Source organism: Bacillus sp. FSL H8-0492 (assembly GCF_038006145.1).
In the GTDB taxonomy this organism is placed as follows: domain Bacteria; phylum Bacillota; class Bacilli; order Bacillales; family Bacillaceae_G; genus Bacillus_A; species Bacillus_A mycoides.
The window spans coordinates 3533754-3559248 of record NZ_JBBOUP010000001.1 but is presented as its reverse complement, the minus strand read 5'-3'; the positions used below and the strand labels follow the sequence as shown (position 1 = coordinate 3559248).

Here is a 25495-nt window from a genome sequence, read left to right as displayed (position 1 = left end):
AAATATGGCAGGGACGTTAACAGGTATTGGTGGTAGACAACAGATTTGGAACCTCGGAAATAATATGATCGATACTTCTAACTTTGTAGAATTAGAAATGCAAGCGTTAGATATGAGAAAAACACCATATACTAATGAAAAGAACCAACTTTCACAAGATAAACTATTATACACAAGTTTAAAATCAGAATTTAGTTCTTTCACACAAACTTTTAAAAACTTAGCAGCTTTTAAAGGAAATGAGAAAAAGGTAACAACATCACAAGACGGTTATATTAATGTAAAAGCTGATGGTGGAGCGATTGCAGGAACTTTTAATATGACGATTACACAGCTTGCACAACGTCATCAAATAGCCTCTAATAAGATTGCTGATATAAATGCGAAGCTTCCTAAAGATGAAACATTACAACTAGGCGGTAAAGAACTAAAAGTAACAACTGATATGACATATAAAGATTTAATTAACAAAATTAATGACGGAGATTATGGTGTATCGGCTTATACACTTGGAGATAAAATCTTTATGTCCTCGAAAAAAGAAGGAACAGATGGAGAAATTAATTTTAAGGGGAACACATCTACACTGTTTCAAGATATTGGTTTAGCTAAGGCGGATGGGACAGCAGTCAATACAATTAATGAAGCGCAAAATGCCAAATATAGTATTAATGGTATTGAAGCTGAAAGTTTTACCAATACAATTGAAGCTCTTCCGGGCGTGAAAATTGAATTGGTAAAAGTAACTGAGCCGAAAGCAGAAGGAACACCAGATGCAGGTACAACAACAGATCCAAAAGCAAAAGGTATAGATCTGAAGTTTGCAGTAAGTGACTCAAACGTAACAGACGCATCAAATATTATTAAAAAAATGGTAGCTGATTATAATAAAGCTGTTTCTACAATAGATATTTTTGCTGGAAAAGGTGGAGCCTTCCAAGGTCAAGCCATTATGCAAAGTGTACGTCAAGCGATGAATAACGTCGTAACATTTTCTCAAGACGGTAATTATTTATTCTCATTTGGTATCCAATTAAAGCAAGACGGGACGATGGAAGTTAATGATGAAAAATTAACACAAGCGTTAAAAGACAAGCCGGATGCAGCGAAGCAATTTTTCTTTGGTTCTAACGGTTTAGGGAAGATGATGGAAGAACCACTTGATAAACTATTTGGTGATAAAGGTGTAGTCGGAGAGCGTGTAAAAAACATTGATTCACGTGTAAGTGATTTAGATAAAAAGATTAAAGATATTGAAACACAAAATCTGCAAAAACAAGATGAGATTGTGAAGAAGTATCAAAAGCTAGAAAGTACATTAGCGGCGCTAGATAGCCAACTAAAAACAATTAAAGCAATGACAAAACAAAAAAGTGATGATTAATGAAAGTTGAGGAAGTGATCGTATGCAAGCATGGCAACGCTATATGCAAAATGATATTATGACAAGTAATCCAATTAAAAATACAATTTTTATTTATGAAAGATGTATCGTTGAGTTTCGTAATTTAGAAGAGCTTTTAAATACTTTTAAACTACAAGAAGGAGATGCGCTTCTTGAAAAATTAGAACGTATTTTTGAAGAGTTAAAGCTTCAATTAAATCCTGAGATTACGAAAGATTTATATGATAGTCTATTCGGTTTATACGATTGGATTAGCATTCAAATTCAGACGATGAAAGTAACGCGTGAAGCAAAAGACATGGATGCGATTGTACAAGTGTTACAAGATTTAATAGACGGTTACCGCGGAGCACTCGAAAATGAACAATGATATTTATCGAGCGTTTGTCGGCTGTTTTAATGAAATCGGTGAATTGCAAGTGTCAGATGAAGAATTTGCTGAGAAAAGTGCTATGTTAAATCGCTGGATGATGACCTTGGATGAAAAGACGCGAGCAGATGTTGCAGCGGAAGTGAGTCCATTAATAATTAAGGCAGCACAGCATATTCGAGATAAGCAAAAGATTTTGGAAGAAATGATTATGACAAATGATGGACGAATGAAAGCGAATTCGTTTTACGGTAAATTTTAATAGGAAAATATGGAAATGGATACCCCTTTTAAAAGGGGATCCATTCCATTGTTTGAATAAGGCGTTCCGCTGATTGAGGTTTCACTTTATGACTGTAATAAAAAGAATGGTAATAATCCAAACAATGAAAAATAAGATGTCTTTATTTTATGGAGAGAAGTGTATGGAGGCTCTTTTTTTATTGTTTATATATCAAAATGTTACATGGATTACTACGCGTATACAGTTTTTTATATTCTTTTTTATATTTTTGTATTTTTCTAAAGACAACAATGGGAAAATGGAATAAAATATGTAAGGGTACAAAATAGATAATATTTTAATAAATAAATACATATAGGAAAATGAATAATAAAGTGAAACTTCCATCAGTGGATAATCATGCGCTAAACGAGCATGATGGAAAAGGAAGGGTGTGGAATATGCCAGATTTAGTTAGTGATGTAAGTCATTATATGAACTATTTAGTAACGAAGCGAAATACCGTTTCTAGTAATATTGCAAATGCGAATACACCTGGCTATAAAGCACAAGATGTAACATTTGCTGAGCAAATGAATATGAGCAGTGCATTATATAAAAAAAATGCTGCGGATTTAAAGAGTAATCCAGATTTATATCAAACGAATGTAATGCACTTACCGACAGCAAATACGAAAAATACATACGCAAAGATTCAAACGAAATCAATGCAAACGAATAAAGATGGAAACAGTGTTGATGTAACGACAGAAATGCTAGATTTAATGAAAACAAACCAATTATACGGTGTTTCAATTAATGCAATTAATACGCAATACGCTATTAACCAAGCAGCACGTGGACGTTAATAGTAAAAGGGGAGACAACGATGTTTCAGGCAATTAATGCAAGTGGCTCAGGGCTAACTACAGCGAGAAAATGGATGGAAGTTACTTCTAACAATATCGTAAATGCAAATACGACGGGAGCACCGGGCGCAGAGCCGTATCACCGCCGAAGTGTGGTGTTGGAATCAAATAATAGTTTTGCAAGCATGCTAGATGGAGCTCCTACTAACGGAGTGAAAATAAAAAGTATTGAAACGGATCGAAATGAAAATCTTGTGTATGATCCGACGCATCCGCATGCAAATGAAGAAGGATATGTACGTTATCCGAACATTGATGTGACAGCTGAGATGACGAATGTAATGGTTGCTCAAAAAATGTATGAAGCAAATACAAGCGTATTAAATGCGAACAAAAAAATGCTCGATAAAGATTTAGAAATCGGCCGAGGATAAGAGGGAAGAGGGGAAATATGAAAATTCAACCAATGTTAAATACACAGCCATTTGGAGCGATTCAGCCGATTGGCACACAGAAAACTTCAGAAACATCTGTAGTTGAAGGCAAAAAGTTTATTGATTTATTGGAAGATATGAATCAAACGCAAAATAATGCCCAAACAGCAGTATATGATTTACTGACAAAAGGGGTAGGAGAAACGCATGACGTTTTAATTCAGCAGAAGAAAGCTGAATCACAAATGAAAACAGCTGCTCTCGTACGCGATAATCTTATTGAAAATTATAAGTCACTAATTAATATGCAAATTTAGGAAAATGGACGGGTGTATTTAAATGGAAAAGATAAAAAATGTTTTCCAATCGTTGAAAACGTGGCATAAGTTAGTGATTGGTGCTGCGCTTTTAGCGATTGCAACAGGAGCACTTTTATACTTCACCTTGCCAGATAAATATGTTGTTGTATATCAAAATTTAAATGATACAGATAAGCAAGAGATTACAGCAGAATTATCGAAGCTAGGTGTTGATTACCAATTAGCAGCCGATGGTTCGATTCGAGTGCAAAAGAACGATGCTCCATGGGTTCGAAAAGAAATGAATGAAATGGGCTTGCCGTTTAATTCAAAAAGCGGTGAGGAAATTCTATTAGAAAGCTCACTCGGTTCAAGTGAACAAGATAAGAAAATGAAGCAGATTGTCGGCACGAAAAAGCAATTGGAGCAAGATATTGTAAGAAACTTCGCGACAGTTGAAACGGCAAATGTGCAAATTACATTACCTGAAAAAGAAACAATTTTTGATGAAGAAAAAGCAAAAGGAACAGCGGCGATAACTGTTGGTGTGAAGCGTGGACAATTATTAACAGCTGATCAAGTTGCTGGTATACAGCAAATGATTAGTGCGGCAGTTCCTGGCGTGAAAGCAGAAGAAGTAAGTGTTATTGATAGTAAAAAAGGTATCATCTCAAAAGGAACAGATGAAGCGCATTCTAACAGTTCCTCTTCTTATGAAAAAGAAGTAGAGATGCAGCATCAAATTGAAGGTAAATTAAAGCAAGATATTGACGCAACGTTAATGACGATGTTTAAATCAAATGAATATAAAGTGAATACGAAAGTGTCTGTAAACTACGATGAAGTTACACGTCAGTCAGAAAAATATGGCGATAAAGGTGTACTTCGCAGTAAACAAGAGCAAGAGGAAAGTTCTACTGCGCAAGAAGGAGCAGATACGAAGCAAGGTGCGGGTATTACAGCGAACGGTGAAGTGCCGAACTACGGTACGAACAATAATCAAAACGGTAAAGTTGTCTACGATAATAAAAATGGTAACAAAATTGAAAACTATGAAATAGATAAAACAGTTGAAACAATTAAGAAACATCCGGAATTAACAAAAACAAATGTTGTTGTATGGGTAGATAACGATACGTTAGTAAAACGAAAAATTGATATGACAACATTTAAAGAAGCGATTGGCACAGCAGCTGGGCTTCAAGCTGATCCGAATGGAAACTTTACAAACGGTCAAGTTAACGTTGTTACTGTTCAGTTCGACCAGCCGAAAGTTGAAAAAGAGAAAGAGCCAGAAAAAAGTGGTATGAACTGGTGGTTATTCGGTGGAATTACAGCTGGCTTGCTAGCAATAATTGGCCTAGTATGGTTCTTCTTAGCAAGACGTAAGAAAAAGAGAGAAGAAGAGGAATATGAAGAATACTTAGCAGAAGAAGAAATTGCTGCTAGTAGTGAAAGTATCCTGGAAATTCCTGAAGAAAAAATAGTACCAGAGCCAAAGCCAGAACCGGTAGAACCATCAGAACCTACATTAGATGATCAAGTGCAGGAAGCTACGAAAGAGCATGTAGAAGGTACTGCAAAAGTAATTAAAAAATGGTTAAACGGACAGTAAGGGAGGAAAAACAATGTTAGATGAAATCTCCTCCAAAGAGAAAGCTGCCATCCTCATTCGTACATTAAACGAAGAGGTGGCAGCAAAAGTCATTGAATATATGACGGCTGAGGAAAAAGAAGTGTTACTTCGCGAAATCGCGAAGTTTCGTGTATATAAACCAGAAACGTTAGAAAATGTACTAGGGGAGTTTTTGTACGAACTAAATGTAAAAGAGTTGAATTTAGTAACTCCAGATAAAGAATACATTCGTCGTATATTTAAAAATATGCCAGAAGACGAGTTGGAAAAATTATTGGAAGACCTTTGGTATAACAAGGATAATCCATTTGAATTCTTAAATTCACTTACAGATTTAGAGCCACTTCTTACAGTGCTTAATGATGAATCGCCACAAACGATAGCGATTATTGCTTCTTATATTAAACCGCAACTTGCTTCTCAATTAATTGAGAGATTACCAGATCATAAACGTGTAGAGACGGTAATGGGTATTGCAAAGCTTGAACAAGTAGATGGTGAATTAATTAATCAAATTGGTGAGTTATTAAAAGCAAAATTAAATAATATGGCATTTAGTGCTATTAATAAAACAGATGGATTGAAAACAATAGTGAACATTTTAAATAATGTTTCACGAGGTGTTGAAAAAACAGTCTTTCAAAAGCTGGATGAAGTCGATTATGCGTTATCTGAGAAAATTAAAGAAAATATGTTTGTCTTTGAAGACTTACTTGGTCTTGAGGATCTTGCGCTTCGCCGTGTATTAGAGGAAATTACAGATAACGGTGTTATCGCGAAAGCACTTAAAATTGCAAAAGAAGAAATTAAAGAGAAACTATTTACATGTATGTCTTCAAACCGTAGAGAGATGATTCTTGAAGAGTTAGATGGCTTAGGACCGCTTAAGATGACGGATGCTGAAAAAGCACAACAAACGATTACAGGTACGGTGAAAAAGTTAGAAAAAGAAGGAAGAATTATCGTTCAAAGAGGTGAAGATGATGTCCTTATTTAAAAACAGAATTCCGAAGAATTCTGTTTCTTTTTCTGAAGAAACGTATGAATTACAATTTCCGAAACCAGTATCAGTTCACATTGAAGAAGAGATACAAGTGGATCATGCAGAACTTCTTGCACAGCAAGATGCATTACATATTGAAATGAATCAGCTAAGGCAGCAGCAGCAAATGCTAGAACGAGAGCGTCAGCAGTTGTTGCAAGATAAAGAACAGTTTCAAATGCATATTCATGAACAAATGGAACAGATGGAAGCAGCGCGTATACAGTTTCAAAAAGAACAACAAGAAACAGCATACGAATGGACAGAGTTATTATGGAATCAATCTTTTCAGTTAGCAGAAAAAGTAGTGAATCAAGCGGTAGATTCGCGCTTATTAGACGTTTTGCCGATTTTAACAGGCATCGTGCAAACATTGCCTACTTCATTTGAAAAATTAATTATAACGGTTCATCCAGAAACATTTGAACGTATACAAGAAGAGAAAGAAAATACGAAAGAGTATTGGCTACTACAATTAGTAGAATGGAAGTATGATTTTTCTTTACAGTTTGGCGAATTTGTTCTGGAAGAAGAGAAAGAGTTTTTTGAGTTTAAATTTGCGCCTATATTTGCGAAGCTTCGTCATAAGTGGGAAGAAGAGAAGTTGTTTGAGGAGCAAAATGTATGAACAACGAGCTAATGAATGAACATAATAAATGGAATACATTTATTGAAACACCGTTTTATACGAAAGTTGGCAAAGTTCATAGTGTACAAGAGCAGTTTTTTGTAGCGAAAGGTCCGAAAGCAAAGATTGGAGATGTTTGTCTCGTTGGAGAACATAGTGTCTTATGTGAAGTAATTGCGATTGAAAAAGAAAATAATATGCTACTTCCATTTGGACAGACAGAAAAAGTATGTTACGGAGATGCAGTTACATTAATTGAAGAAGATGTTGTTGTACCTCGTGGTAATCATTTACTTGGGAAAGTGTTAAGTGCGAATGGTGAAGTGTTAAATGAGAACACTGAAAACATTCCACTACAAAAAATAAAATTAGATGCACCGCCGATTCATGCATTTGAGCGTGAAGAAATTACAGATGTATTTGAAACGGGAATTAAATCGATTGATTCCATGTTAACGATTGGGATTGGTCAAAAGATTGGTATTTTCGCAGGATCGGGTGTTGGTAAATCTACCTTGCTTGGAATGATTGCGAAAAACGCAAAAGCTGATATTAACGTTATTAGTTTAGTAGGAGAACGTGGCCGAGAAGTAAAAGACTTTATTCGAAAAGAATTAGGCGAAGAAGGTATGAAAAAAAGTGTCGTTGTTGTAGCAACGTCAGATGAAAGTCACCTTATGCAACTTCGTGCGGCTAAGCTTGCAACATCTATTGCTGAATATTTCCGTGACCAAGGTAATAACGTATTACTTATGATGGATTCTGTTACTCGTTTTGCTGATGCACGCCGAAGTGTTGATATTGCGGTAAAGGAATTACCGATCGGTGGTAAAACACTGTTAATGGAAAGTTATATGAAAAAGTTATTAGAACGATCAGGAAAAACGCAAAAAGGGTCAATAACAGGTATTTATACAGTGTTAGTTGATGGTGATGATTTAAATGGTCCTGTACCAGATTTAGCTCGTGGTATTTTAGATGGACATATTGTATTAAAACGTGAGCTCGCAACTCTTAGTCATTACCCTGCCATTTCGGTATTAGATTCGGTAAGTAGGATTATGGAAGAAATCGTATCGCCGAATCATTGGCAACTTGCAAATGAAATGAGAAAAATTCTATCTATTTATAAAGAGAATGAATTGTATTTTAAACTTGGAACAATTCAAGAGAATGAAGAAAATGCTTATATTTTTGAATGTAAAAATAAAGTAGAAGCTATAAATACGTTTTTAAAACAAGGTCGAACGGATAGTTTTCAGTTTGAAGATGTTGTCCAAGCGATGCACCATATTGTATAAGATCTCGCCCTTTGAGGTCTTATTTTTTTGATTTTAATATTTCACAGATTTTTTTGTAAAAAAACTATATAATAGAAAAAGGTAACGTTATAATAGGAAGGGGCTATGAAAACGGGTGGATAAGCAGCAGTACGACACGATTAAATTGCAGATTAATCAAGAAAAAGAACATATCTTGAAAGAAGTGTACGAACTAACAGCTGAAAAAAGAAAAATAGAACAAAAAAAAGAATATGATCTATATGTTGTGAAATCACGCAATAAGGTTGTACAAACGGGACAACGTATTATGGCTGGTATGCTTTCATCACATACATTTTCACCTGAAAGAATAGAAGAATGGAATCGAAAAATTAAAAAAACAGAAGGTTTTATTCAAAAAAATGAAAGCTTTTTAGAGCAAATAAAAGAAAAAGAACGTGTCATTGATGAAATGTATGAAGAAGATTGTAAGAAGCTTGCGAAAGTAAAAGAAAAGCTGGAAGAAAAAATGCTTCTTGATTTAAAAATGTGTATGAACGGATGAGGTGGATGTAGTGATACAGTTTGTATTACCGGTGCAGCAAAGTTTACCTCCGCAAAAAGAAAAAGGGCTAGAAGTACAATCGAAAAATGAAAATTCTTCATTCGATAATACAATGAGAATTGAAAATAAAAAACAGCCGAAAACGGAGAAAACGAAACGAGAAGAAGCACCAGAAGAAGAGAAGAAAGAATATATTCTCGCAAAAAAAACGGTAACGAAAGAAGAGCCGATTGTAAAGAAAGAAGAAAAGAAAGAGACAGAACAGTTATTGTTAGCTGTATCTGAGCAGATGGTTGCAATTGAGCAATTGCGTGTGCAGCCAGAATTGTTATATCAATACATACAAAAAATACAGGCGTTATATAAAGAATACGGAAATATTAAACTGAACGAATTGCCCGCAGCTGAATTACAGCAATTACAAGAGCTTTTTTCTAACATGAATATTAAAAATGCCATATGTTTAGAAGATACAATGCAAATGGCGCTAGACAAGGTGACGATGCCAGAGCAGACGTTGCAAGTATTAAAAGTCGTAGAATCAGAAACTTGTAATATTGCAAAGAAACAAGAGGAGTCTAAGGAAGTAGAACTCCCGAAAGCAGAGAGCGATGATGTGAAGGTAGAGTTACCAAAAGTCGATCAGTTAAATGACTCAAGTTCGGCCGGAGCTGAGTTATTAAATAAAGCAACGGGTACTGACCAAATAGGAAAACAAAATAGTGGAGCTGAGAAGGTTACATTACCTGACTTAGGCAAGAAAATGGAAGCACAAGTAGAGGCTCTGCAAAAGTTTGTAGTGAAACAAGAACGTGTTTTATTCCAGCTAAATCCAGAGAAACTTGGTTCATTAACTGTATTTATGAAAAAGCATGGAGATCAAATTGAAGTCCATGTAGAAATGGAAAAGCACGATGCGAAAAAGCGTGTTGAAATAATTTTTGACGAATTGAAGCTAAAATTAAAAGAAAAAGAAATTAATATTCAAATAAGTTATTCAGAAAAAGATGAACAACGTAAAGAACAGCGAGAACAAGAACAAAGGCAAAAACAAAAATTAGCAAATACGAAACATGAGAAACAACAGTCAAAAGAATTTGCGGGATTATTGGAGGAATAAAGCGTGCCAACAGTTGGATTAAATACAACGAGTACAAATCATATTCCGTTACAAGCAGGAGCGCAAAAAAGTAATGTACCTGTTAACGGTGTACAATCGCCAGTTCAACAAACAAATGGAGTTTCAGCAGGAGAGCAAAAGACTCCTGGTGTAATGGGGAAAGATGATTTTCTAAAATTATTTTTATCAAGTTTCCAGCACCAAGATCCATTCAATGCGATGGATATGAATCAAATGATGAATCAGACAGCGCAGTTATCTCTTATGGAACAAGTGCAAAATATGACAAAAGCAGTTGATTCTTTAAGAACGACGATGTATTCGACAGCGCTTGATGGCGGAATGAAGTTTTTAGGGAAATACGTAAGAGGGATCGACGGTGACGGTAAAAAAGTAACTGGTCAAGTAGAGACAGTTCGCCTTGCGGAAAATAATGATGTACAGCTCGTTATTGATAATAAGATTGTATCTCTTCGCTTTGTTGAGAGGGTGTCTGATAAACCGATTGGAGAAACGAATCCAGAAGATGCAAAGAAAGACGATCAAAAAGTAACTGAAGAAGTAAAAACTACAAATTCATAAGGAGTGTACATACGTTATGATTAAAGCGTTATATACAAGTATTACAGGGATGAATGCAACACAAAATGCATTAAGTGTAACTTCAAATAATATTGCCAATGCACAAACAGTTGGTTATAAAAAACAAAAAGCAATGTTTGATGATTTACTGTATAACAATTCAATTGGTTCAAAAGGCGACGATAAATACGCAGGGACGAACCCGAAAAGTATCGGTAACGGTGTGAAAATGAGCGGAACAGTTACGGATTATAGCGATGGTACAATTACGCTAACTGGTGGTAAAACACAAGCAGCAATGGAAGGTAATGGTTTCTTCGTGGTTGGCGATTCAAAAGGCGGCAACACGGAATTTACGCGTAAAGGTACATTTGGAATATCTTCAGATTACTATATTACGAATACAGAAGGACAATATGTATTTGCATATCCTGCAAATGCAGCAACTGGTGAAGTTGATTTATCTGGTATTCCAGGACCGTTGCAAATTCCAATGGGATCAGCAATCGGTGGTATTCGAACGTCAAAAGGAGTCGTTGGAGGGAATATTCCAGCCGATGCAAAACAGATTACGCAAGAATTGCCTGCATACGATGATGCCGGTAATACATGGACAATGCGTGTAGAATTTACACAAACTAGTGAACATAATTATAAATATACAGTACATATGCGTAACGACTCGAAAAAAGAAACAGAGTTTAAAGAGGTTCAAGGCGCAGGCGGTGATGTAACATTCGATGCGGTAGGAAAGCCAAATCAGCAAAACCCTGGAGCGTCTATTCCATTTAATGGCGGAAAAGTAAATTTAGATTTTAGTAAATTAACAAACCATCCGACAGAGAAAACATTAGCAGTAACAGACGTAGATGGTAGAGCAGCAGCGACTGTTAAAGATTGCTTTATTGCTGACGGTGGATATGTGATGGTAAAATATTCTGATGGAAGTATGAAAGCTGCGGGTCAATTAGCTGTTGCGATGTTCCCGAACGAAGGCGGCTTAATGAAAAATGGTAATGGTAACTACACAGCGACAAATACAACTGGTATTTTAGCAATGGGTGTATCTGGTCAAAATGGTGCAGGAAAAGTACGCGGTAGTGCACAAGAAGGTGCAAACGTAGATTTATCTGTAGAATTCGTTGATTTAATGCTATATCAACGTGGCTTCCAAGGAAATGCGAAAGTAATTAAAATTTCAGATGAAGTATTAAATGAAGTTGTAAACTTAATTCGATAATAAAACGTAAAGAAAAAATTGTAACGTAGTAGAAAGGGTTTTTTATTCGTATGACAAGACAAGAGCGAATTTTACAATTGCCTTTTTTCGAAGAGAAACGTGAACTTGCTGAGCAAGTGTTAAAAATGGAACGAGAAGAGCATGTATATTTACCGGATCAATTTGAAATTAAGCAAGTGCCTCCATATTCATTTGGTGAAAAACAGGCAATCATTGGCCGTATTCATGAGTTTTATTTCGTAAGTGTTGGTAGTGATGGCGTTTGGAAGTATCAACTGTTTAAAGATGAGATGAAGTGCCGTGAGTTTTTTGTTACGTTGCCGGATATTGCGGATCAACAGCTTGCTTTTTGGTTCAATAACATTGAGTTGCTTAAGGGAGCTTAAAAGCTTTTTTTAAGGTTTTGAGAGAGGACCCAGCGATATGTAGTAGCGGTTAGTGCCTATGAGTGGCTCGCGCATTGTGAGAACAGAGATATGGATTGGTTCTAGGTTAGTTGAAGAGGGGCGAGGACCTAGCTGAGTGTAGTAGCGGTCAGTTGCCTATGAGCGGCTCGTACATTGTAAGACGAGAGGTATGGATTGGTTCTAAGGTAGTTGAAGAGGCCAAAAGCCAAGTGTTTAGGTGGTGTCTCTTCACTTTTGGGAGAGAGGATTTATCCGAGTCTAGAAGCATTGATTTGAAATAGATTTAGATTAATTAAGATATTGTACAATTAGACTAAGTTTATATAAAAGGAGAGGTGAGGAGGATGGCGCAGAATAAGTATCGCGTTACATTCATTTCGCCAAGTGAGATTGAGCAACGTACTGTAATGGCGGCGAGTAGTTTACCTAATTTAATACGTCAAGTAGAGAGTATTATTGCAGATCCGAACGGTTATTTTGTAAATGATAAAAAAAATAATTGCTATTTTAAAGTTATTAAAGAAAATGTTACGTATATTCAATATGAGTTACTATTTTCTGATAAGGAAATTCACATTGAAAAGTTAAAACATATAGCACCGGCGGTATTGAAACAAGTATTTAAAAAAATAAACGATCCGGAGTTATATGCACTTGCGCTACTTGATGTTGATATAGCAACGAAAGAATACGTGCTAGAAGAAATGAATCCGGAGCTAAGAATAAGAGTGGAAACGGAACTTTCGAAAAAATGGGAAGCAATGCCGACAGAAATTGTAGGAGCACAAGAAGTGTTACTAGAGGCACTTGCTTCGTTTATACAAGATTAAGTTTTACCGGTAGTATTTCTACTTTAAAACTGTGAGGATCACTCAACTATCTATATTTTTCATATAGGTAGTTGACTTTTCGGTTTTAATAAAGCTTAATAATTAAATATACGGAATTAATGGAAGGGGAGCGACACCTTTATGTCACAAGCACAAAGTATTTTATTAGAAAGCGGAACAAACGAATTAGAAATCGTAACGTACACTGTTGGTGAAAATTTATTTAGTATTAATGTAATGAAAGTGCGTGAAATTATTAATCCATTCCCTGTTACAACTGTGCCAGAATCTCATCATGCAGTTGAAGGTGTTGTTCAAGTACGTGGTGAAATTTTACCTGTTATTAACTTAGCAACGGCTCTTAATTTAAAATCTATAAAACCACTTGATCAAACGAAATTTATCATTTCAGAATTAAACCAAATGAAAGTTATTTTCCGTGTTGATGAAGTGCATCGTATTCAACGTATTTCATGGGAACAAATTGATGAACCAGCTTCATTATCTATGGGACTAGAAGAAACGACGTCTGGAATTGTAAAACTAGATGGGAAAATCATTTTACTATTAGATTATGAAAAAATTGTATGTGAAATTAGCGGTACTGGTTATGACAATAAATCACTTGCAGGATTAGAGCAAAAAACAGATCGAGCTGAAAAAGTTATTTATATTGCAGAAGATTCAGCGATGCTTCGTCAAATACTAGAAGAAACATTATCATCAGCTGGATATACGAAAATGAACTTCTTCAGCAATGGGGCGGAAGCGTTAGCGCAAATTGAAAAATTAGCAAAAGAGCAAGGCGAAAAAATGTTTGAACATATTCACTTGCTAATTACTGATATTGAAATGCCGAAAATGGATGGACATCATTTAACGAAAGTAGTTAAGGATAGTGAGGTAATGAATCGTTTACCTGTTATTATTTTCTCTTCATTAATTACAAATGAATTATTCCATAAAGGTGAAGCAGTAGGAGCGAATGCTCAAGTAAGTAAGCCAGATATTCAAGAGTTAATTGGGTTAGTTGATAAGTTAGTACTATAAAGCCTCTTTTAGTTGGAAGAGAGGAGCCAGCCATGTGTGTAAAGACAGAAAGGTAGAGTGTTTCTGAGATATTTTTGTTTTTCTGTAGCCACCGTGGTAATAATGGTCATTCTTTCGGTTAATTAGTTAGCGTTGTGTAAAACCCTCACCTTTACTATAAAGGTGAGGGTTTTCTTACATGATGTTCAATTATTTCATCTATAAGATTTCGTGGTGGCGCAAACTTTTTCGGTGAAAATATATTAGGAATACCATATAATATAATTAAGTAGAATTTTTCTGATATAATATTTTACTTAGCTATTTTTTATTTTTTGTTAAAAATCATTTTTTATTTCGATACTTTTTATACCTTTTTATATGTTAATTATTTGACAGATAATTTCGAAATGTTATAATATGGATATGTAAAAATTTCTATTTTCTTAAAGGGCATGGGAGTCATATGAGAATTGTGAAAGGATGAGGGGGAGTGACACAGATTATGTATCACCACACAGCAATCAATGTATTAAGTCTTTTACAAAACATGTCAAATAATAAAACGAACGATATGAAATTAGAGGCGGAATTTAAAAAAATAGAGAAACAATTCCAAATCGGGTATGAAGAGCTAATCGATTTATATAATAGAATGGTATTATTTCAAATAGATATAGAAAAAAATGGCGGTATGCGAGAATATGAAAAATCAGCGATTACTTGGTTGAAGTCTGAACTAGAATTATTGTATGAAGTGTATCAATTTTGTCAACGTCATGGCTTAAACATCGCAAATATTTCAAAATATGTTAGTAAAAATGAAATGAATCTTTTCCGAAAAACGGAAAGTCAATTGCAAAACACGTATTATAAATTAAAAAAACAAGAGATGCCGTTTGAAAATATTGAAAAACAAAAGCCGGGGCGAAAACGTAAGTATACACCTGTAAAGGAGACAATTGTTGAGACAAAACAAGAAAGCAAGCAGGAAGTAAATGAAGATGTTCGAAATGAAGAAGATGAAAAAAGCCTCGTAACAGTTATGTCTGGCATCGTGGATAACTTTGAAACAATTAGTCAATGTAGTGAAAAGAGAGAACACGAATTGCATCAGTTCATGGAGGGAATCTATAAGCTTTCTAGCATGGCGGCAGAGCGTTCAAAAGATGAAAAGAATGCACGTGGTCTTGAAGGCGAATTACATTCATTACGAGCTGAAAATGAAAGATTAACACGAGAGAAGGCAGAGCTCGTTAATGATATTAAAGAAATGACGCATCATTTAATTCATTTCATTACGAGCTCGGATATCGATCAAATTCGTACATTGCCTTACTTCGTAAAAGAATGCAAACAAGATCTACATAAGCTAGGGTTATATAACGCTCAAGACGGAAAAATGAAAATTATGGTTGACCGTAGTGGACAAGTTATGACCGTAACACAATAAAAAAAATGGGTACAAAATAAAAGGGAGATACATAGTGTATATGTATTTCCCTTTTGTTTTATAGAGGATAACTTTAGATAATCATTCATGTATTCAAAACGTGGCCTGCAAGTTGGATTAATTAATGCCTAATAACAAGAAAAGAGTATATGTCTTTCGATAGATATCCATAATAACCCATATGAAACACAACAACGAAAAAGGTGAATGTATGGACTCTTTTCATAAATGGTTACGAGGTGAAAAATCTTTTTCTACGCAGGATCAAGCTGACGATGTATTAAACAGTACAGTTTCTTCTTCTATATCTACAAACCTAGAGCAATTATCTAAACTATTTAGCGGAATTCCAGAGTTAGTAATTAGAAACTTTCCATTAAAAAATGGACAAGAGGCCGCTCTAGTGTATATGGAGGGGTTAGTGGATAAAACTGTTATCAATACGGATGTTTTACGACCGCTCTTATTTCAAGAGTGGAATGAACAAGATTTTTGGAAGTCTTCCGTTTCTATCGGGCAAATTAAGAAAGTTGAAAAATGGATAGAAATTGAGCAGGCTATTTTACATGGGAAAAGTATTTTGCTTATAGATGGCCAGTTAACAGCGTTAGAGCTAGATACACCCGGGGCACCAAAGAGGAGTGTCCAAGAGCCGGTAACTGAACCTTCATTAAAAAGCTCACACGAAGGTTTTACGGAAGTAGCTAGCGAGAGCATTGCTCTTATTCGACGATATATTCCAAATCGTGAATTGAAGGTGAAAGAGTTCATTGTTGGAGAGCGGGCAACTTCAAAGGTGTTTATGTTGTATTTAGCAGATGTTACAAATGAAACAGTTATTCGAGAAATGACGAGTCGTATAAAATCAATCAACATAGATGCTATTCTTAGTACTGGTACGTTAGAGGGGCTCGTTGAAGATAATTCTTATACACTATTTCCGCAATTTTCTATAACTGAACGTCCGGATACGACTTCACATCATATTTTGGAGGGGCGAATTGCGATTGTTGTAGATCGCTCGCCAGGTGTGTTAATTGGTCCGATGACTTTTTCGGCATTTTTTCAAACGATAGATGATTACAGTTTAAGACCAGCTATCGCTTCATTTACACGGCTACTTCGCCTCACGGGATTATTTATTGCAATTTTTGCTCCGGCTCTATATATTGCTATGATTTCCTTTCATTATGAAGTGCTTCCTCTCAAATTGCTATTAACGATTGGGGAATCACGTGCCAAAATTCCGTTTCCGCCTATTTTAGAAGCATTATTAATGGAATTAGTTCTTGAAATGCTCCGCGAAGCCGCTATTCGGCTTCCTGGTCCGATAGGGCAAACGATAGGTGTTGTTGGTGGGATTGTAATCGGGCAGGCAGCAGTACAAGCAGGAATTGTAAGTAATGTTATGGTAATCGTCGTCGCAATTACAGCGATTGCATCTTTCATCATCCCTAATTTAGAAATGTCAGCAGGAGTTCGTCTAATTCGATTTCCGATGATGGTTATCTCTTCTATATTCGGCATAATCGGGATTATGGTAGGGATGACAATAATTATAATTCATTTACTTTCTTTAGAATCACTTGGTGTTCCGTATAGTAGTCCTGTGTCTCCATTACGTATTTCTGATTTGAAAGAAGCATTTATTCGCTTCCCGCTAAAGATGATAAAGAAACGACCGTTATCCCTTCACCCTAAACAAGTAAATCAGCAAGGAGATATGAGAGAAAGAGGGGACAAGAAGTGAAGACAGGTGTAAAACAGGAGATATCTTTACTACAATATATTTTAACGATTAGCGGTGTGCAAGTCGGATTTGGTTTGTTGACACTTCCAAGGGAAGTAGCACAGGGAGCAGGGACGGATGGTTGGATTTCAGTTATTATCGGATGCGTGATAACGACAGTGGTGAGTCTTTGTATTGTAAAAATTATGGCTAAGCATCCTGGAGATACTTTACTTAATGTGCTGACACGCTATTTAGGGAAATGGCTAGGGAAAATAGGGATGATAATTTGGATTTTATATTCATTGCTTGCAGCTATTTCTTTAGTGTTTTCCCTTTTATATGTTATTCGTATATGGATTTTGCCAAGAACTCCTAGTTATTTAATTTTGATTTTATTAGCTATTCCTATGTACATGTTGGCTCGTGGAGGGGCGCGAATTATAAGCCGCTATGCGGTCTTTCATTTTTTCTTTACGCTTTGGATGCCGATTTTATTATTTATTCCCCTTAAAGATAGTCATGGGATTTATCTATTGCCACTTTTAAAGGAAGGGTGGATGCCGATTTTTCACACTGTTAAATCAACGATCCTTGCTTTTCTCGGATTTGAATTTGCATTTGTCCTGTATCCTTATTTAAATGATAAACGATCGGCCGGGAAAGGTATTATTATAGCTAATGCTATTACGTTGTTAATATATCTTCAAGTTACCCTCGTTTGTTTTGTTTATTTTGGTCCAGATGGGATAACGAAATTTTTGTGGCCAACCCTTTCGTTAATTACACCGCTTCATTTTTCATTTCTTGAACGGTTTGAAATAATATTTTTGTCATTTTATCTTTTTATTGTTTTCGATTCTTGTATTCCATACATTTTTACCGCGGCGGATGGAGTGAAACAACTGTTTCATAAAAAAGAGGGGTCAACGTTTATTTTGATTTTACTTTGTGCGTGTATTTTGTTTTGGGTCTTCTATACGCCGTCGTCTTATCAAATAGATGGGTTAAGGGAAATATGGGGGATAGCTAGTTATTTCGTTGCTGTTCTTTTTCCAGTTGTATTTTTATTGTACATAATAATCTATCAGCAGTGGAAAAGGAGGAAGAATTAAATGCTGCGGTTTACTAAGTTTACAATGATCAGTTTTCTATTAGTATTGATGACAGGTTGTGGGGATCGGCTTGACTTAGAAAAACAGTCCATATCGTTAGTTTACGGTTTTGATATGGATGAACAAGGAAAAATGATTGTTTACGACTTAACTCCTAACTTTAATGAAGATGTTGAAAAAAAGTATGAAGTGCATGAAGCGCGAGTGAATACAGCAAGGGAAGCAAAAGAACAGTTTAATAGCTCCAGTAAAGGGGTAGTTTCTACTGAAAAATTACAATTAATATTATTAAGTCAAAAGTTTTTGCAACAAAAAGGGGCGATGCCTTACTTTGATGTATGGTATCGTGATCCGAAAAATACAGGGAATATGCGTATTGTCACTGTAAAAGGATCAGTTTCTTCTATAATACATAATGATTTCAAAGATAAGCCGACACTTCCTGAATATTTGACTGATTTAATTGAGACGAATATGTTGTACAATCGGACAGTTGTTGCTACATTTCATGAATTCCATCAACAAACGTTTAATAAGGGAATAACACCTACAATTTCAGAAATAAAAGAAGGGGAAAATGAAATTATAGTTACTGGTTCTGCGCTTTTAACGAGCCGTGGAATATATAAAATATCTTTAAATCGTCATGAAAGTGCGCTACTTCTTATGCTGAAAAAGAAAGTGAATCCGCCAGTTTCACTCACAATGCCTATTTATGCGAAAAGAGTGGAAACTGACAGCTCTCTTAGAAATTCAAAAGAGAAGGACTTTATAACGATAAATGTTCAAGATATAAAGCGGGATCTTTCAACTCGTTATGATAGAAATCATTTTGTTTTCAATATAAAGCTGAATCTCAAGATATCTATTGCTGAGCGAACATTCGATGTAAATATGAAGAAAGATAAAGGGGAACTAGCTGCACTCATTACAAAACAGTTAAATAAAGATTTCAATAATCTTATACATAAAATACAAAGGGAGAAACTAGATCCATTTGGATTTGGTGATTATGCACGTGCTTTTCAATATGAGCATTGGAAAAAAGTCGAAAATGATTGGCCAAATGCATTCTCAGAAGCGAGTGTTACAGTAACACCCGTCGTGAAAATTTTAGAAAATGGGATTATTAAATGATTCCAGTTTATAACAAATAAAGGGCAGTAAAGTAACTGTTAAAATATTGTAGCCGCCATTTTTAGGATTTGATTTTGCCTAATAGGAAATTCTATTGTTAGCAAAGTCTTTACCTCATTTTTGTTTTAGAAAGGAGAGAAGCGGATGGACTCAATATGGCTAGAGTATGCTTGGGCATTATTAATTTTAATCGGATTAGAAGGGCTGTTATCGGCTGACAATGCCCTTGTATTAGCAGTTATAGCCAAACATTTACCCGAAGAAGAGAAAAAACGAGCTATAAATTACGGGATTATTATGGCCTTCGTTTTTCGATTTGCAGCCCTTTTTGCCATATCATTTATTGCAAATGTTTGGCAAATACAGGCAATAGGAGCAGCTTATCTTCTTTACTTAGGATTAAAGCATGTCATTCAGGCGCAATTCGGAAAAAACAATCAAAATATTCACAAGGAAGATGAAAAGGAAGCAGCAGGTAAAAGCTACTGGTTCACAGTAGGAAAGATTGCATTAGCTGACCTTGCTTTCGCGATTGATTCAATATTAGCTGCGGTCGCTCTTGCCCTCGGTCTCCCAGATTCACCGCTAGAAGATTTCGGTGGTATGGATGGAGGACAGTTCATAGTTGTACTTCTCGGGGGGATTGCCGGACTTATTTTAATTAAATTTGCGGCAACTTGGTTTGTACAATTACTGGAGAAACGTCCAGCACTAGAAACAACAGCATATGCAATTGTTGCCTGGGTCGGCGTCAAACTTGCTGTAATTACACTTGCCCATGAGGATATAGGTATTTTAGATCATGATTTTCCACACAGTACAACTTGGACTTTAATCTTCTACGGAGTATTAGTTGCCATCGCACTAATTGGTTGGTTTGCACCGGGAAGTAAGTCATCTCAGAATAATCCTAAAATGTAATACAAAGGTCAGAGCATTATGTGCTTTGTCCTTTGTAATGATAATTATATTGTGTATTTTTCGATTTAACGCTATAATTACAGTGTTAAAGATGGAATCGTGATATGACCTGTTATGAATCTATCATTTTATTTATGAATAAATGGATTGGTATTTTAGCAAGATGTGCTAATAAACTACTCCACCATGATGATAACGTGCCAAAAATGTGGTGCGTATATTTTCGTGGTGGAGTTTTTTTTATTCTCAAAAAGGGGGAGTAACCATGAACGACAGCATGGTTCATATTACAATTAACGGCAAAGAGTATAATGCTGAGCCTGGTTCAACTATACTGGGCATTATTAATGAGAACGGAATTGAACATCCACAAATTTGTTATGTGCCGGAAGTGGATCCTATTCAAACGTGTGATACTTGTATTGTAGAAGTTAACGGAAAGCTTGTGCGATCCTGTTCTACTGTAGTGACGAGCGGTATGAATATTGAGCTGTCCTCTACTAGTGCAAAGGCAGCACAACATGAGGCGATGGACCGTTTACTAGAAAATCATTTACTTTACTGTACGGTTTGTGACAACAATAACGGGAATTGTAAACTGCATAATACGGCAGAATTAATGGAAATTGAGCATCAAAAATATCCTTACGAGCCAAAAGTTGATGCAAGCGAAGTTGATATGTCTCATCCATTTTATCGCTATGACCCGAATCAATGTATCGCGTGTGGTCAATGTGTAGAAGTGTGTCAAAACTTACAAGTAAATGAAACGTTATCTATTGATTGGGAGGCAGAGCGTCCTCGTGTTATTTGGGATGAAGGAGTAGATATTAACGATTCTTCATGTGTAAGCTGCGGTCAATGTGTAACGATTTGTCCTTGTAATGCATTAATGGAGAAATCGATGCTTGGTGAAGCTGGATTTATGACAGGGTTAAAACCTGATATTCTTGAGCCTATGGTTGACCTTATTAAAGAGGTTGAACCTGGGTATAGCGGTATTTTTGCTGTATCAGAAGTAGAAGCTGCGATGCGCGATACTCGTACGAAGAAGACGAAAACAGTATGTACGTTTTGTGGTGTAGGTTGTTCATTTGAGGTATGGACGAAAGGGCGCAAAATTTTAAAGGTGCAACCAACTTCTGAGGCACCTGTTAATGCGATTTCGACTTGTGTAAAAGGAAAATTCGGTTGGGATTTCGTTAATTCTGAAAAACGACTTACGAAACCGTTAATTCGTAAAAATGGAGTATTCGTTGAATCAAGTTGGGAAGAAGCGCTTCATGTAGTAGCGAATAAATTAGGCTCTATTAAAGAAGAGTACGGTAAAGGTTCTATCGGCTTTATTTCTTCTTCTAAAATTACGAATGAAGACAACTATGTCATTCAAAAATTAGCTCGACAAGTGTTTGAAACGAACAACATTGATAACTGCTCACGCTATTGTCAATCGCCAGCAACAGATGGATTGTTCCGTACAATTGGTATGGGCGGAGATGCAGGGACGATTAAAGATATCGCGCAATCGGGTCTTGTTATTATCGTCGGTTGTAATCCAACAGAAGGTCATCCTGTGTTAGCGACTCGTGTGAAACGTGCGCATAAACTTCACGGTCAAAAACTAATTGTCGCAGATCTTCGTAAAACTGAAATGGCAGAGCGTTCAGATATCTTTATTAGTCCAAAGCAAGGAACAGATCAAGTATGGTTAATGGCTGTTACAAAATATATGATCGATCAAGGTTGGCATGATGAGCAGTTCATCGACGAGAATGTAAACTTCTTTGAAGATTTCAAAGAAAGTCTTAAAGAATATACGCTTGAATATGCAGAAGAGATTACAGGTATTTCAAAAGAAACTCTCGTTCAAATGGCCGAGATGATTCGTGATGCAGATGGTACGTGTATTCTTTGGGGTATGGGTGTAACGCAAAATACGGGTGGTTCAGATACTTCCGCTGCGATTTCAAACTTACTTCTTGCAACAGGAAACTATCGCCGCCCAGGTGCTGGTGCATATCCACTTCGAGGTCATAATAACGTACAAGGTGCTTGTGATATGGGAACTCTCCCAGGTTGGCTTCCGGGATATCAACACGTTACTGATGATGTAGAACGTGCGAAATTTGAAATAGCTTACGGAGTAAAAATTGATCACAAACCAGGTCTTAATAACATTGAAATGCTTCACGCAATTGATGAAGGTAAAATGAAAGCTATGTATCTTGTTGGAGAAGATATGGCTCTTGTAGACTCTAACGCAAATCACGTACATGAAGTGTTATCAAGCCTTGAATTTTTTGTCGTTCAAGATGTGTTTCTTTCTAAAACAGCTCAATACGCTGATGTAGTATTACCAGCAGCGCCATCTCTTGAGAAAGAAGGTACTTTTACAAATACAGAGCGTCGTGTACAAAGATTATATCAAGTGCTTCCAACGCTAGGAGATGCGAAACCAGACTGGTGGATCGTGCAGGCAATTGCTAATAAGTTAGGCGCAAACTGGAGCTATAATCACCCAAGTGAAATCTTTGCGGAAATGGCAAGCTTATCACCACTATTTGCACACGCAAACTATGAAGTGCTTGAAGGGTGGAACAGTTTCCACTGGGGAAGTTTTGATGGTACGAATACGCCACTGCTATTTAAAGATGGATTTAACTTCCCGGACAAAAAGGCTCGTTTTGCGATAGCTGATTGGGTACGTCCTGCTGAATTCCCAGCAGAATACGATCTTCACATTAATAACGGCCGTATGCTTGAACATTTCCATGAAGGGAACATGACAAATAAATCAACTGGTATTCAATCGAAAGTACCAGGTGTTTTCGTCGAAGTTTCTCCAGAGCTTGCAAGGGAACGTGGAGTGAAAACTGGTTCGTTAGTACGCCTTGTTTCTCCATTCGGAGCACTTAAATTACGTGTACTTGTAACGGATCGTGTAAAAGCGAATGAACTGTATTTACCGATGAATTCGACTGATAAAGAATCGGCAATTAATTTCTTAACAGGTCCTGCCGTTGACTTGCGTACAAACACGCCGGCATATAAGCAAACGAAAGTACGTCTGGAAGTGTTAGAAGTTGATGGCGAAAATCCGATGCCAAAAACGAACCCACGTAATAAAAAGCGTCATCCTCAAAACGGAATTGAGGTAAATCGTAAGTGGGCTCGTCCAGGATACGTACATTTAACGGATAAAGTGAAACTTTAATCAGTGGGGGTTTTCTTTATTACCCACTGATTATTAGTTGAACCAATCGGGCGTTTACGGGCAGCCCGACCCCCACCTAAATTCTTTGCTTTCGCTGAATTTTGAGGTAGGGTTCTTACTGCCCGTTAATGCGGGATAACTAAGGGGGAGAAAAGAATATGGCAGCACCTATTCAAGCGATCCAGAAGCAGGAGCTAACTGAGGAAGAACTTAAACAACAAAAACTCGAAGCTTTAAAAGAACTGCTAGCTAATAATGAAGATGCTTTAAATCAAATGTTTAATATAGTAGGTGAATTAAATGACATTGGGATGCTGGAAGCAGCAAATTCTATGCTGAAAGCGAAAGAACCAATCGCAAAAATCGTTCTAGGCCAAGTCACTCGTGAACCAGTTACAAATTTAATTAATAATATGATGGGCGCTGCAGGAGCTTTAACAGAACTTGATCCGGAACTTACGAAAAAGCTTATAGGTAGCGTGTTGACAGGTATGTATGAAGGAAACCAGCATCTGCAAAGCAATAAAAAAGTAGGAATATTAGACCTTATGAAAGTACTGAAAGACCCAGATATTAATCGTGCTATCGGATTTGGTCTTCATTTCTTAAAAGGTATGGGTAAAGGGTTAAAAGAAGAATAGATAAGCAACAATAATAGTATTTCATATGTGATTTGTTTACTTGAGATAAAAAGATGATCCATTTCGTCTCATTATTAAATAGTTGGACGAAATGGTCATTTTGATAAAATGGTTATAATGGAATAATATTTGAAAAGTAAGTGTTGATTAGTTGGGGAGGAATGAGAGTATGTCAAGAATGGTACATGAATTTAATGATATGATCCGAAAGCTTCGAAAAGAGTTGTTCGGGAAAGGGCCGGAAAGAATTCATACTGTATTTACCGAGAACATGGCGATTGCAACACTTTATGGGAATTTAACACCTACTGAGAAATTTATTTCGGGAACTACGGATGGGGCGGAAATGGTTCATATGGCTCGAACGAAAATGATTCAAGAAGTGTATGTGGCTAATCCTCATGAACATTTAGAAGAACTTGTTGGTGCGAAGTTAGTTCATCTGTTTTCTGATATGAAAGTAGATGAAGATATTGCAGTTTCCGTGTTTGTTTTTGATAAAAATATAACGTGAGAGAAGGATGCTCATCGTGAAATCGATTCAGGTGGAACGGAAAATTTTTAAATATGAGCAAGGGGAATTTAAACATATAGAGGACAGCATTGTAACAGAGTTTCCTGTTACGGTTAAAATTAACGGCCAGGAATTTGTTACAATGGTTAGTACTCCAGAGTATATTGAAGATATGGTAATTGGCTTTTTAGCCTCTGAAGGCATTATCCGAAAGTATGAAGATATTGATGAAATATGGATGCAAGAAAAAGAAGGCTATGTACATGTAAAAACGACGAAAATCAATCCTTATTATCGTGACATACAAAACAAACGTTATATTACTTCGTGCTGTGGAATGAGTAGGCAAGGGTTTGTTTTTGCGAACGATGCGCTGACTGCGAAAGAAATGAATGATATTCGCGTAAAGATCTCTGCCGAGGATTGTTTTCGGTTAATGAATGATATGCAGCAATCTGCGTCTACGTTTCAACATACAGGCGGCGTTCATAATGCAGCTTTATGTAATGTGAGTGGAATTGTTTTAAGCCGCATGGATATAGGAAGACATAACGCTTTAGACAAAATTTACGGCTATTGTTTAAAAAATAACATTTCGATTGGTGATAAAATTATTGTTTTTAGTGGACGTATCTCTTCTGAAATTCTATTAAAAGTTGCGAAAATTGGCTGTGAAGTAATATTGTCAAAATCAGCTCCAACTGAGTTAGCATTAGAACTAGCGGAGCAGTTAGGGATTACTACAATAGGCTTCATTCGTAATAAATCTTTAAATGTATATACGCATCCAGAGCGGATTATAAATATAAAATAAGTAGAAACGAGGCAAT

Annotated in this window: 26 protein-coding genes and 1 pseudogene; all 27 read left to right on the top strand. The window is 36.2% G+C overall.

Going from position 1 to position 25495, the window contains the following annotated elements:
- The first annotated feature begins 4 nt into the window (after positions 1–4).
- The 27 genes and pseudogenes from MHH66_RS18215 to fdhD all read left to right on the top strand — a co-directional run bounded on the left by MHH66_RS18215 (position 5) and on the right by fdhD (position 25479).
- On the top strand, positions 5–1384 hold the full coding sequence (locus MHH66_RS18215; RefSeq protein WP_078184230.1) for a flagellar hook-associated protein 2: 1380 nt from the start codon (positions 5–7) through the stop codon (positions 1382–1384).
- A gap of 22 nt (positions 1385–1406) precedes the next feature.
- Positions 1407–1775: a flagellar export chaperone FliS gene (locus tag MHH66_RS18210; protein ID WP_002012050.1), complete on the top strand. Its 369-nt coding sequence runs from the start codon at positions 1407–1409 to the stop codon at positions 1773–1775.
- On the top strand, positions 1765–2037 hold the full coding sequence (locus MHH66_RS18205) for a hypothetical protein (RefSeq protein ID WP_002126578.1): 273 nt from the start codon (positions 1765–1767) through the stop codon (positions 2035–2037). Before MHH66_RS18210 ends, MHH66_RS18205 begins: the two co-directional genes overlap by 11 nt.
- Positions 2038–2381: 344 nt before the next feature.
- Positions 2382–2867, top strand: a complete 486-nt coding sequence (gene flgB / locus MHH66_RS18200; protein ID WP_078184231.1) for a flagellar basal body rod protein FlgB — start codon at positions 2382–2384, stop codon at positions 2865–2867.
- A gap of 20 nt (positions 2868–2887) precedes the next feature.
- Positions 2888–3301, top strand: a complete 414-nt coding sequence (gene flgC, locus MHH66_RS18195; protein WP_002030933.1) for a flagellar basal body rod protein FlgC — start codon at positions 2888–2890, stop codon at positions 3299–3301.
- Between the two features lie 17 nt (positions 3302–3318).
- The gene (gene fliE / locus MHH66_RS18190; RefSeq protein ID WP_002064631.1) at positions 3319–3618 is read left to right on the top strand and encodes a flagellar hook-basal body complex protein FliE; all 300 of its coding nucleotides are present in this window, start codon (positions 3319–3321) and stop codon (positions 3616–3618) included.
- A 22-nt stretch (positions 3619–3640) separates the two neighbouring features.
- Positions 3641–5215 (top strand): flagellar basal-body MS-ring/collar protein FliF, encoded by a 1575-nt coding sequence (fliF, locus tag MHH66_RS18185; RefSeq protein ID WP_078184232.1) that lies wholly within the window; start codon positions 3641–3643, stop codon positions 5213–5215.
- 13 nt (positions 5216–5228) lie between these two features.
- Positions 5229–6233, top strand: a complete 1005-nt coding sequence (fliG, locus tag MHH66_RS18180; protein WP_002030936.1) for a flagellar motor switch protein FliG — start codon at positions 5229–5231, stop codon at positions 6231–6233.
- Positions 6220–6906, top strand: coding sequence for a FliH/SctL family protein (locus MHH66_RS18175; RefSeq protein ID WP_033706611.1), 687 nt, complete (start codon positions 6220–6222; stop codon positions 6904–6906). Before fliG ends, MHH66_RS18175 begins: the two co-directional genes overlap by 14 nt.
- Positions 6903–8207: a flagellar protein export ATPase FliI gene (fliI, locus tag MHH66_RS18170; RefSeq protein WP_002126588.1), complete on the top strand. Its 1305-nt coding sequence runs from the start codon at positions 6903–6905 to the stop codon at positions 8205–8207. Before MHH66_RS18175 ends, fliI begins: the two co-directional genes overlap by 4 nt.
- Before the next feature lie 115 nt (positions 8208–8322).
- Positions 8323–8733, top strand: a complete 411-nt coding sequence (locus tag MHH66_RS18165) for a hypothetical protein (RefSeq protein ID WP_002012036.1) — start codon at positions 8323–8325, stop codon at positions 8731–8733.
- Between the two features lie 10 nt (positions 8734–8743).
- Complete coding sequence (locus tag MHH66_RS18160) at positions 8744–9853, top strand: flagellar hook-length control protein FliK (RefSeq protein WP_002126592.1); 1110 nt, start codon at positions 8744–8746, stop codon at positions 9851–9853.
- A 3-nt stretch (positions 9854–9856) separates the two neighbouring features.
- A complete protein-coding gene (locus MHH66_RS18155; protein ID WP_002012033.1) occupies positions 9857–10435 on the top strand; it encodes a flagellar hook assembly protein FlgD in 579 nt (192 codons plus the stop codon).
- Positions 10436–10451: 16 nt separating this feature from the next.
- On the top strand, positions 10452–11675 hold the full coding sequence (locus MHH66_RS18150) for a flagellar hook protein FlgE (RefSeq protein WP_078184233.1): 1224 nt from the start codon (positions 10452–10454) through the stop codon (positions 11673–11675).
- A gap of 50 nt (positions 11676–11725) precedes the next feature.
- On the top strand, positions 11726–12061 hold the full coding sequence (locus tag MHH66_RS18145) for a DUF3964 family protein (RefSeq protein WP_063217907.1): 336 nt from the start codon (positions 11726–11728) through the stop codon (positions 12059–12061).
- A gap of 365 nt (positions 12062–12426) precedes the next feature.
- Positions 12427–12912, top strand: a complete 486-nt coding sequence (locus MHH66_RS18140) for a hypothetical protein (protein WP_002012030.1) — start codon at positions 12427–12429, stop codon at positions 12910–12912.
- Positions 12913–13053: 141 nt separating this feature from the next.
- Positions 13054–13962: a chemotaxis protein gene (locus tag MHH66_RS18135; RefSeq protein WP_002012026.1), complete on the top strand. Its 909-nt coding sequence runs from the start codon at positions 13054–13056 to the stop codon at positions 13960–13962.
- Between the two features lie 484 nt (positions 13963–14446).
- Positions 14447–15394: a DNA-binding domain-containing protein gene (locus tag MHH66_RS18130; protein ID WP_078184234.1), complete on the top strand. Its 948-nt coding sequence runs from the start codon at positions 14447–14449 to the stop codon at positions 15392–15394.
- Between the two features lie 211 nt (positions 15395–15605).
- Positions 15606–17144 (top strand): spore germination protein, encoded by a 1539-nt coding sequence (locus MHH66_RS18125; RefSeq protein WP_078184235.1) that lies wholly within the window; start codon positions 15606–15608, stop codon positions 17142–17144.
- Entirely contained in the window at positions 17141–18238 is a 1098-nt protein-coding gene (locus MHH66_RS18120) for an endospore germination permease (protein ID WP_078184236.1), read from the top strand. The genes MHH66_RS18125 and MHH66_RS18120 overlap by 4 nt, the downstream gene beginning before the upstream one ends.
- A complete protein-coding gene (locus tag MHH66_RS18115) occupies positions 18239–19375 on the top strand; it encodes a Ger(x)C family spore germination protein (protein ID WP_078184237.1) in 1137 nt (378 codons plus the stop codon).
- A gap of 144 nt (positions 19376–19519) precedes the next feature.
- A complete protein-coding gene (locus tag MHH66_RS18110) occupies positions 19520–20296 on the top strand; it encodes a TerC family protein (protein WP_078184238.1) in 777 nt (258 codons plus the stop codon).
- A gap of 104 nt (positions 20297–20400) precedes the next feature.
- Positions 20401–20593, top strand: a pseudogene (locus MHH66_RS18105) (hypothetical protein).
- Positions 20562–23510, top strand: coding sequence for a formate dehydrogenase subunit alpha (gene fdhF / locus MHH66_RS18100; protein WP_078184239.1), 2949 nt, complete (start codon positions 20562–20564; stop codon positions 23508–23510). Before MHH66_RS18105 ends, fdhF begins: the two are co-directional and overlap by 32 nt.
- Before the next feature lie 158 nt (positions 23511–23668).
- Entirely contained in the window at positions 23669–24151 is a 483-nt protein-coding gene (locus MHH66_RS18095) for a DUF1641 domain-containing protein (protein ID WP_078184240.1), read from the top strand.
- 169 nt (positions 24152–24320) lie between these two features.
- On the top strand, positions 24321–24665 hold the full coding sequence (locus MHH66_RS18090) for a DUF2294 domain-containing protein (RefSeq protein ID WP_078184241.1): 345 nt from the start codon (positions 24321–24323) through the stop codon (positions 24663–24665).
- Positions 24666–24681: 16 nt separating this feature from the next.
- On the top strand, positions 24682–25479 hold the full coding sequence (fdhD, locus tag MHH66_RS18085) for a formate dehydrogenase accessory sulfurtransferase FdhD (RefSeq protein WP_002086466.1): 798 nt from the start codon (positions 24682–24684) through the stop codon (positions 25477–25479).
- Positions 25480–25495 lie beyond the last annotated feature (16 nt).

Excerpts from the sequence above, each read along its gene's own strand:
- MHH66_RS18215 (WP_078184230.1), top strand. The coding sequence starts at position 5 with ATGGCAGGGACGTTAACAGGTATTGGTGGTAGACAACAGATTTGGAAC.
- MHH66_RS18210 (WP_002012050.1), top strand. The coding sequence starts at position 1,407 with ATGCAAGCATGGCAACGCTATATGCAAAATGATATTATGACAAGTAAT.
- MHH66_RS18205 (WP_002126578.1), top strand. The coding sequence starts at position 1,765 with ATGAACAATGATATTTATCGAGCGTTTGTCGGCTGTTTTAATGAAATC.
- flgB (WP_078184231.1), top strand. The coding sequence starts at position 2,382 with ATGAATAATAAAGTGAAACTTCCATCAGTGGATAATCATGCGCTAAAC.
- flgC (WP_002030933.1), top strand. The coding sequence starts at position 2,888 with ATGTTTCAGGCAATTAATGCAAGTGGCTCAGGGCTAACTACAGCGAGA.
- fliE (WP_002064631.1), top strand. The coding sequence starts at position 3,319 with ATGAAAATTCAACCAATGTTAAATACACAGCCATTTGGAGCGATTCAG.
- fliF (WP_078184232.1), top strand. The coding sequence starts at position 3,641 with ATGGAAAAGATAAAAAATGTTTTCCAATCGTTGAAAACGTGGCATAAG.
- fliG (WP_002030936.1), top strand. The coding sequence starts at position 5,229 with ATGTTAGATGAAATCTCCTCCAAAGAGAAAGCTGCCATCCTCATTCGT.
- MHH66_RS18175 (WP_033706611.1), top strand. The coding sequence starts at position 6,220 with ATGTCCTTATTTAAAAACAGAATTCCGAAGAATTCTGTTTCTTTTTCT.
- fliI (WP_002126588.1), top strand. The coding sequence starts at position 6,903 with ATGAACAACGAGCTAATGAATGAACATAATAAATGGAATACATTTATT.
- MHH66_RS18150 (WP_078184233.1), top strand. The coding sequence starts at position 10,452 with ATGATTAAAGCGTTATATACAAGTATTACAGGGATGAATGCAACACAA.
- MHH66_RS18145 (WP_063217907.1), top strand. The coding sequence starts at position 11,726 with ATGACAAGACAAGAGCGAATTTTACAATTGCCTTTTTTCGAAGAGAAA.
- MHH66_RS18140 (WP_002012030.1), top strand. The coding sequence starts at position 12,427 with ATGGCGCAGAATAAGTATCGCGTTACATTCATTTCGCCAAGTGAGATT.
- MHH66_RS18135 (WP_002012026.1), top strand. The coding sequence starts at position 13,054 with ATGTCACAAGCACAAAGTATTTTATTAGAAAGCGGAACAAACGAATTA.
- MHH66_RS18130 (WP_078184234.1), top strand. The coding sequence starts at position 14,447 with ATGTATCACCACACAGCAATCAATGTATTAAGTCTTTTACAAAACATG.
- MHH66_RS18125 (WP_078184235.1), top strand. The coding sequence starts at position 15,606 with ATGGACTCTTTTCATAAATGGTTACGAGGTGAAAAATCTTTTTCTACG.
- MHH66_RS18115 (WP_078184237.1), top strand. The coding sequence starts at position 18,239 with ATGCTGCGGTTTACTAAGTTTACAATGATCAGTTTTCTATTAGTATTG.
- MHH66_RS18110 (WP_078184238.1), top strand. The coding sequence starts at position 19,520 with ATGGACTCAATATGGCTAGAGTATGCTTGGGCATTATTAATTTTAATC.
- fdhF (WP_078184239.1), top strand. The coding sequence starts at position 20,562 with ATGAACGACAGCATGGTTCATATTACAATTAACGGCAAAGAGTATAAT.
- MHH66_RS18095 (WP_078184240.1), top strand. The coding sequence starts at position 23,669 with ATGGCAGCACCTATTCAAGCGATCCAGAAGCAGGAGCTAACTGAGGAA.
- MHH66_RS18090 (WP_078184241.1), top strand. The coding sequence starts at position 24,321 with ATGTCAAGAATGGTACATGAATTTAATGATATGATCCGAAAGCTTCGA.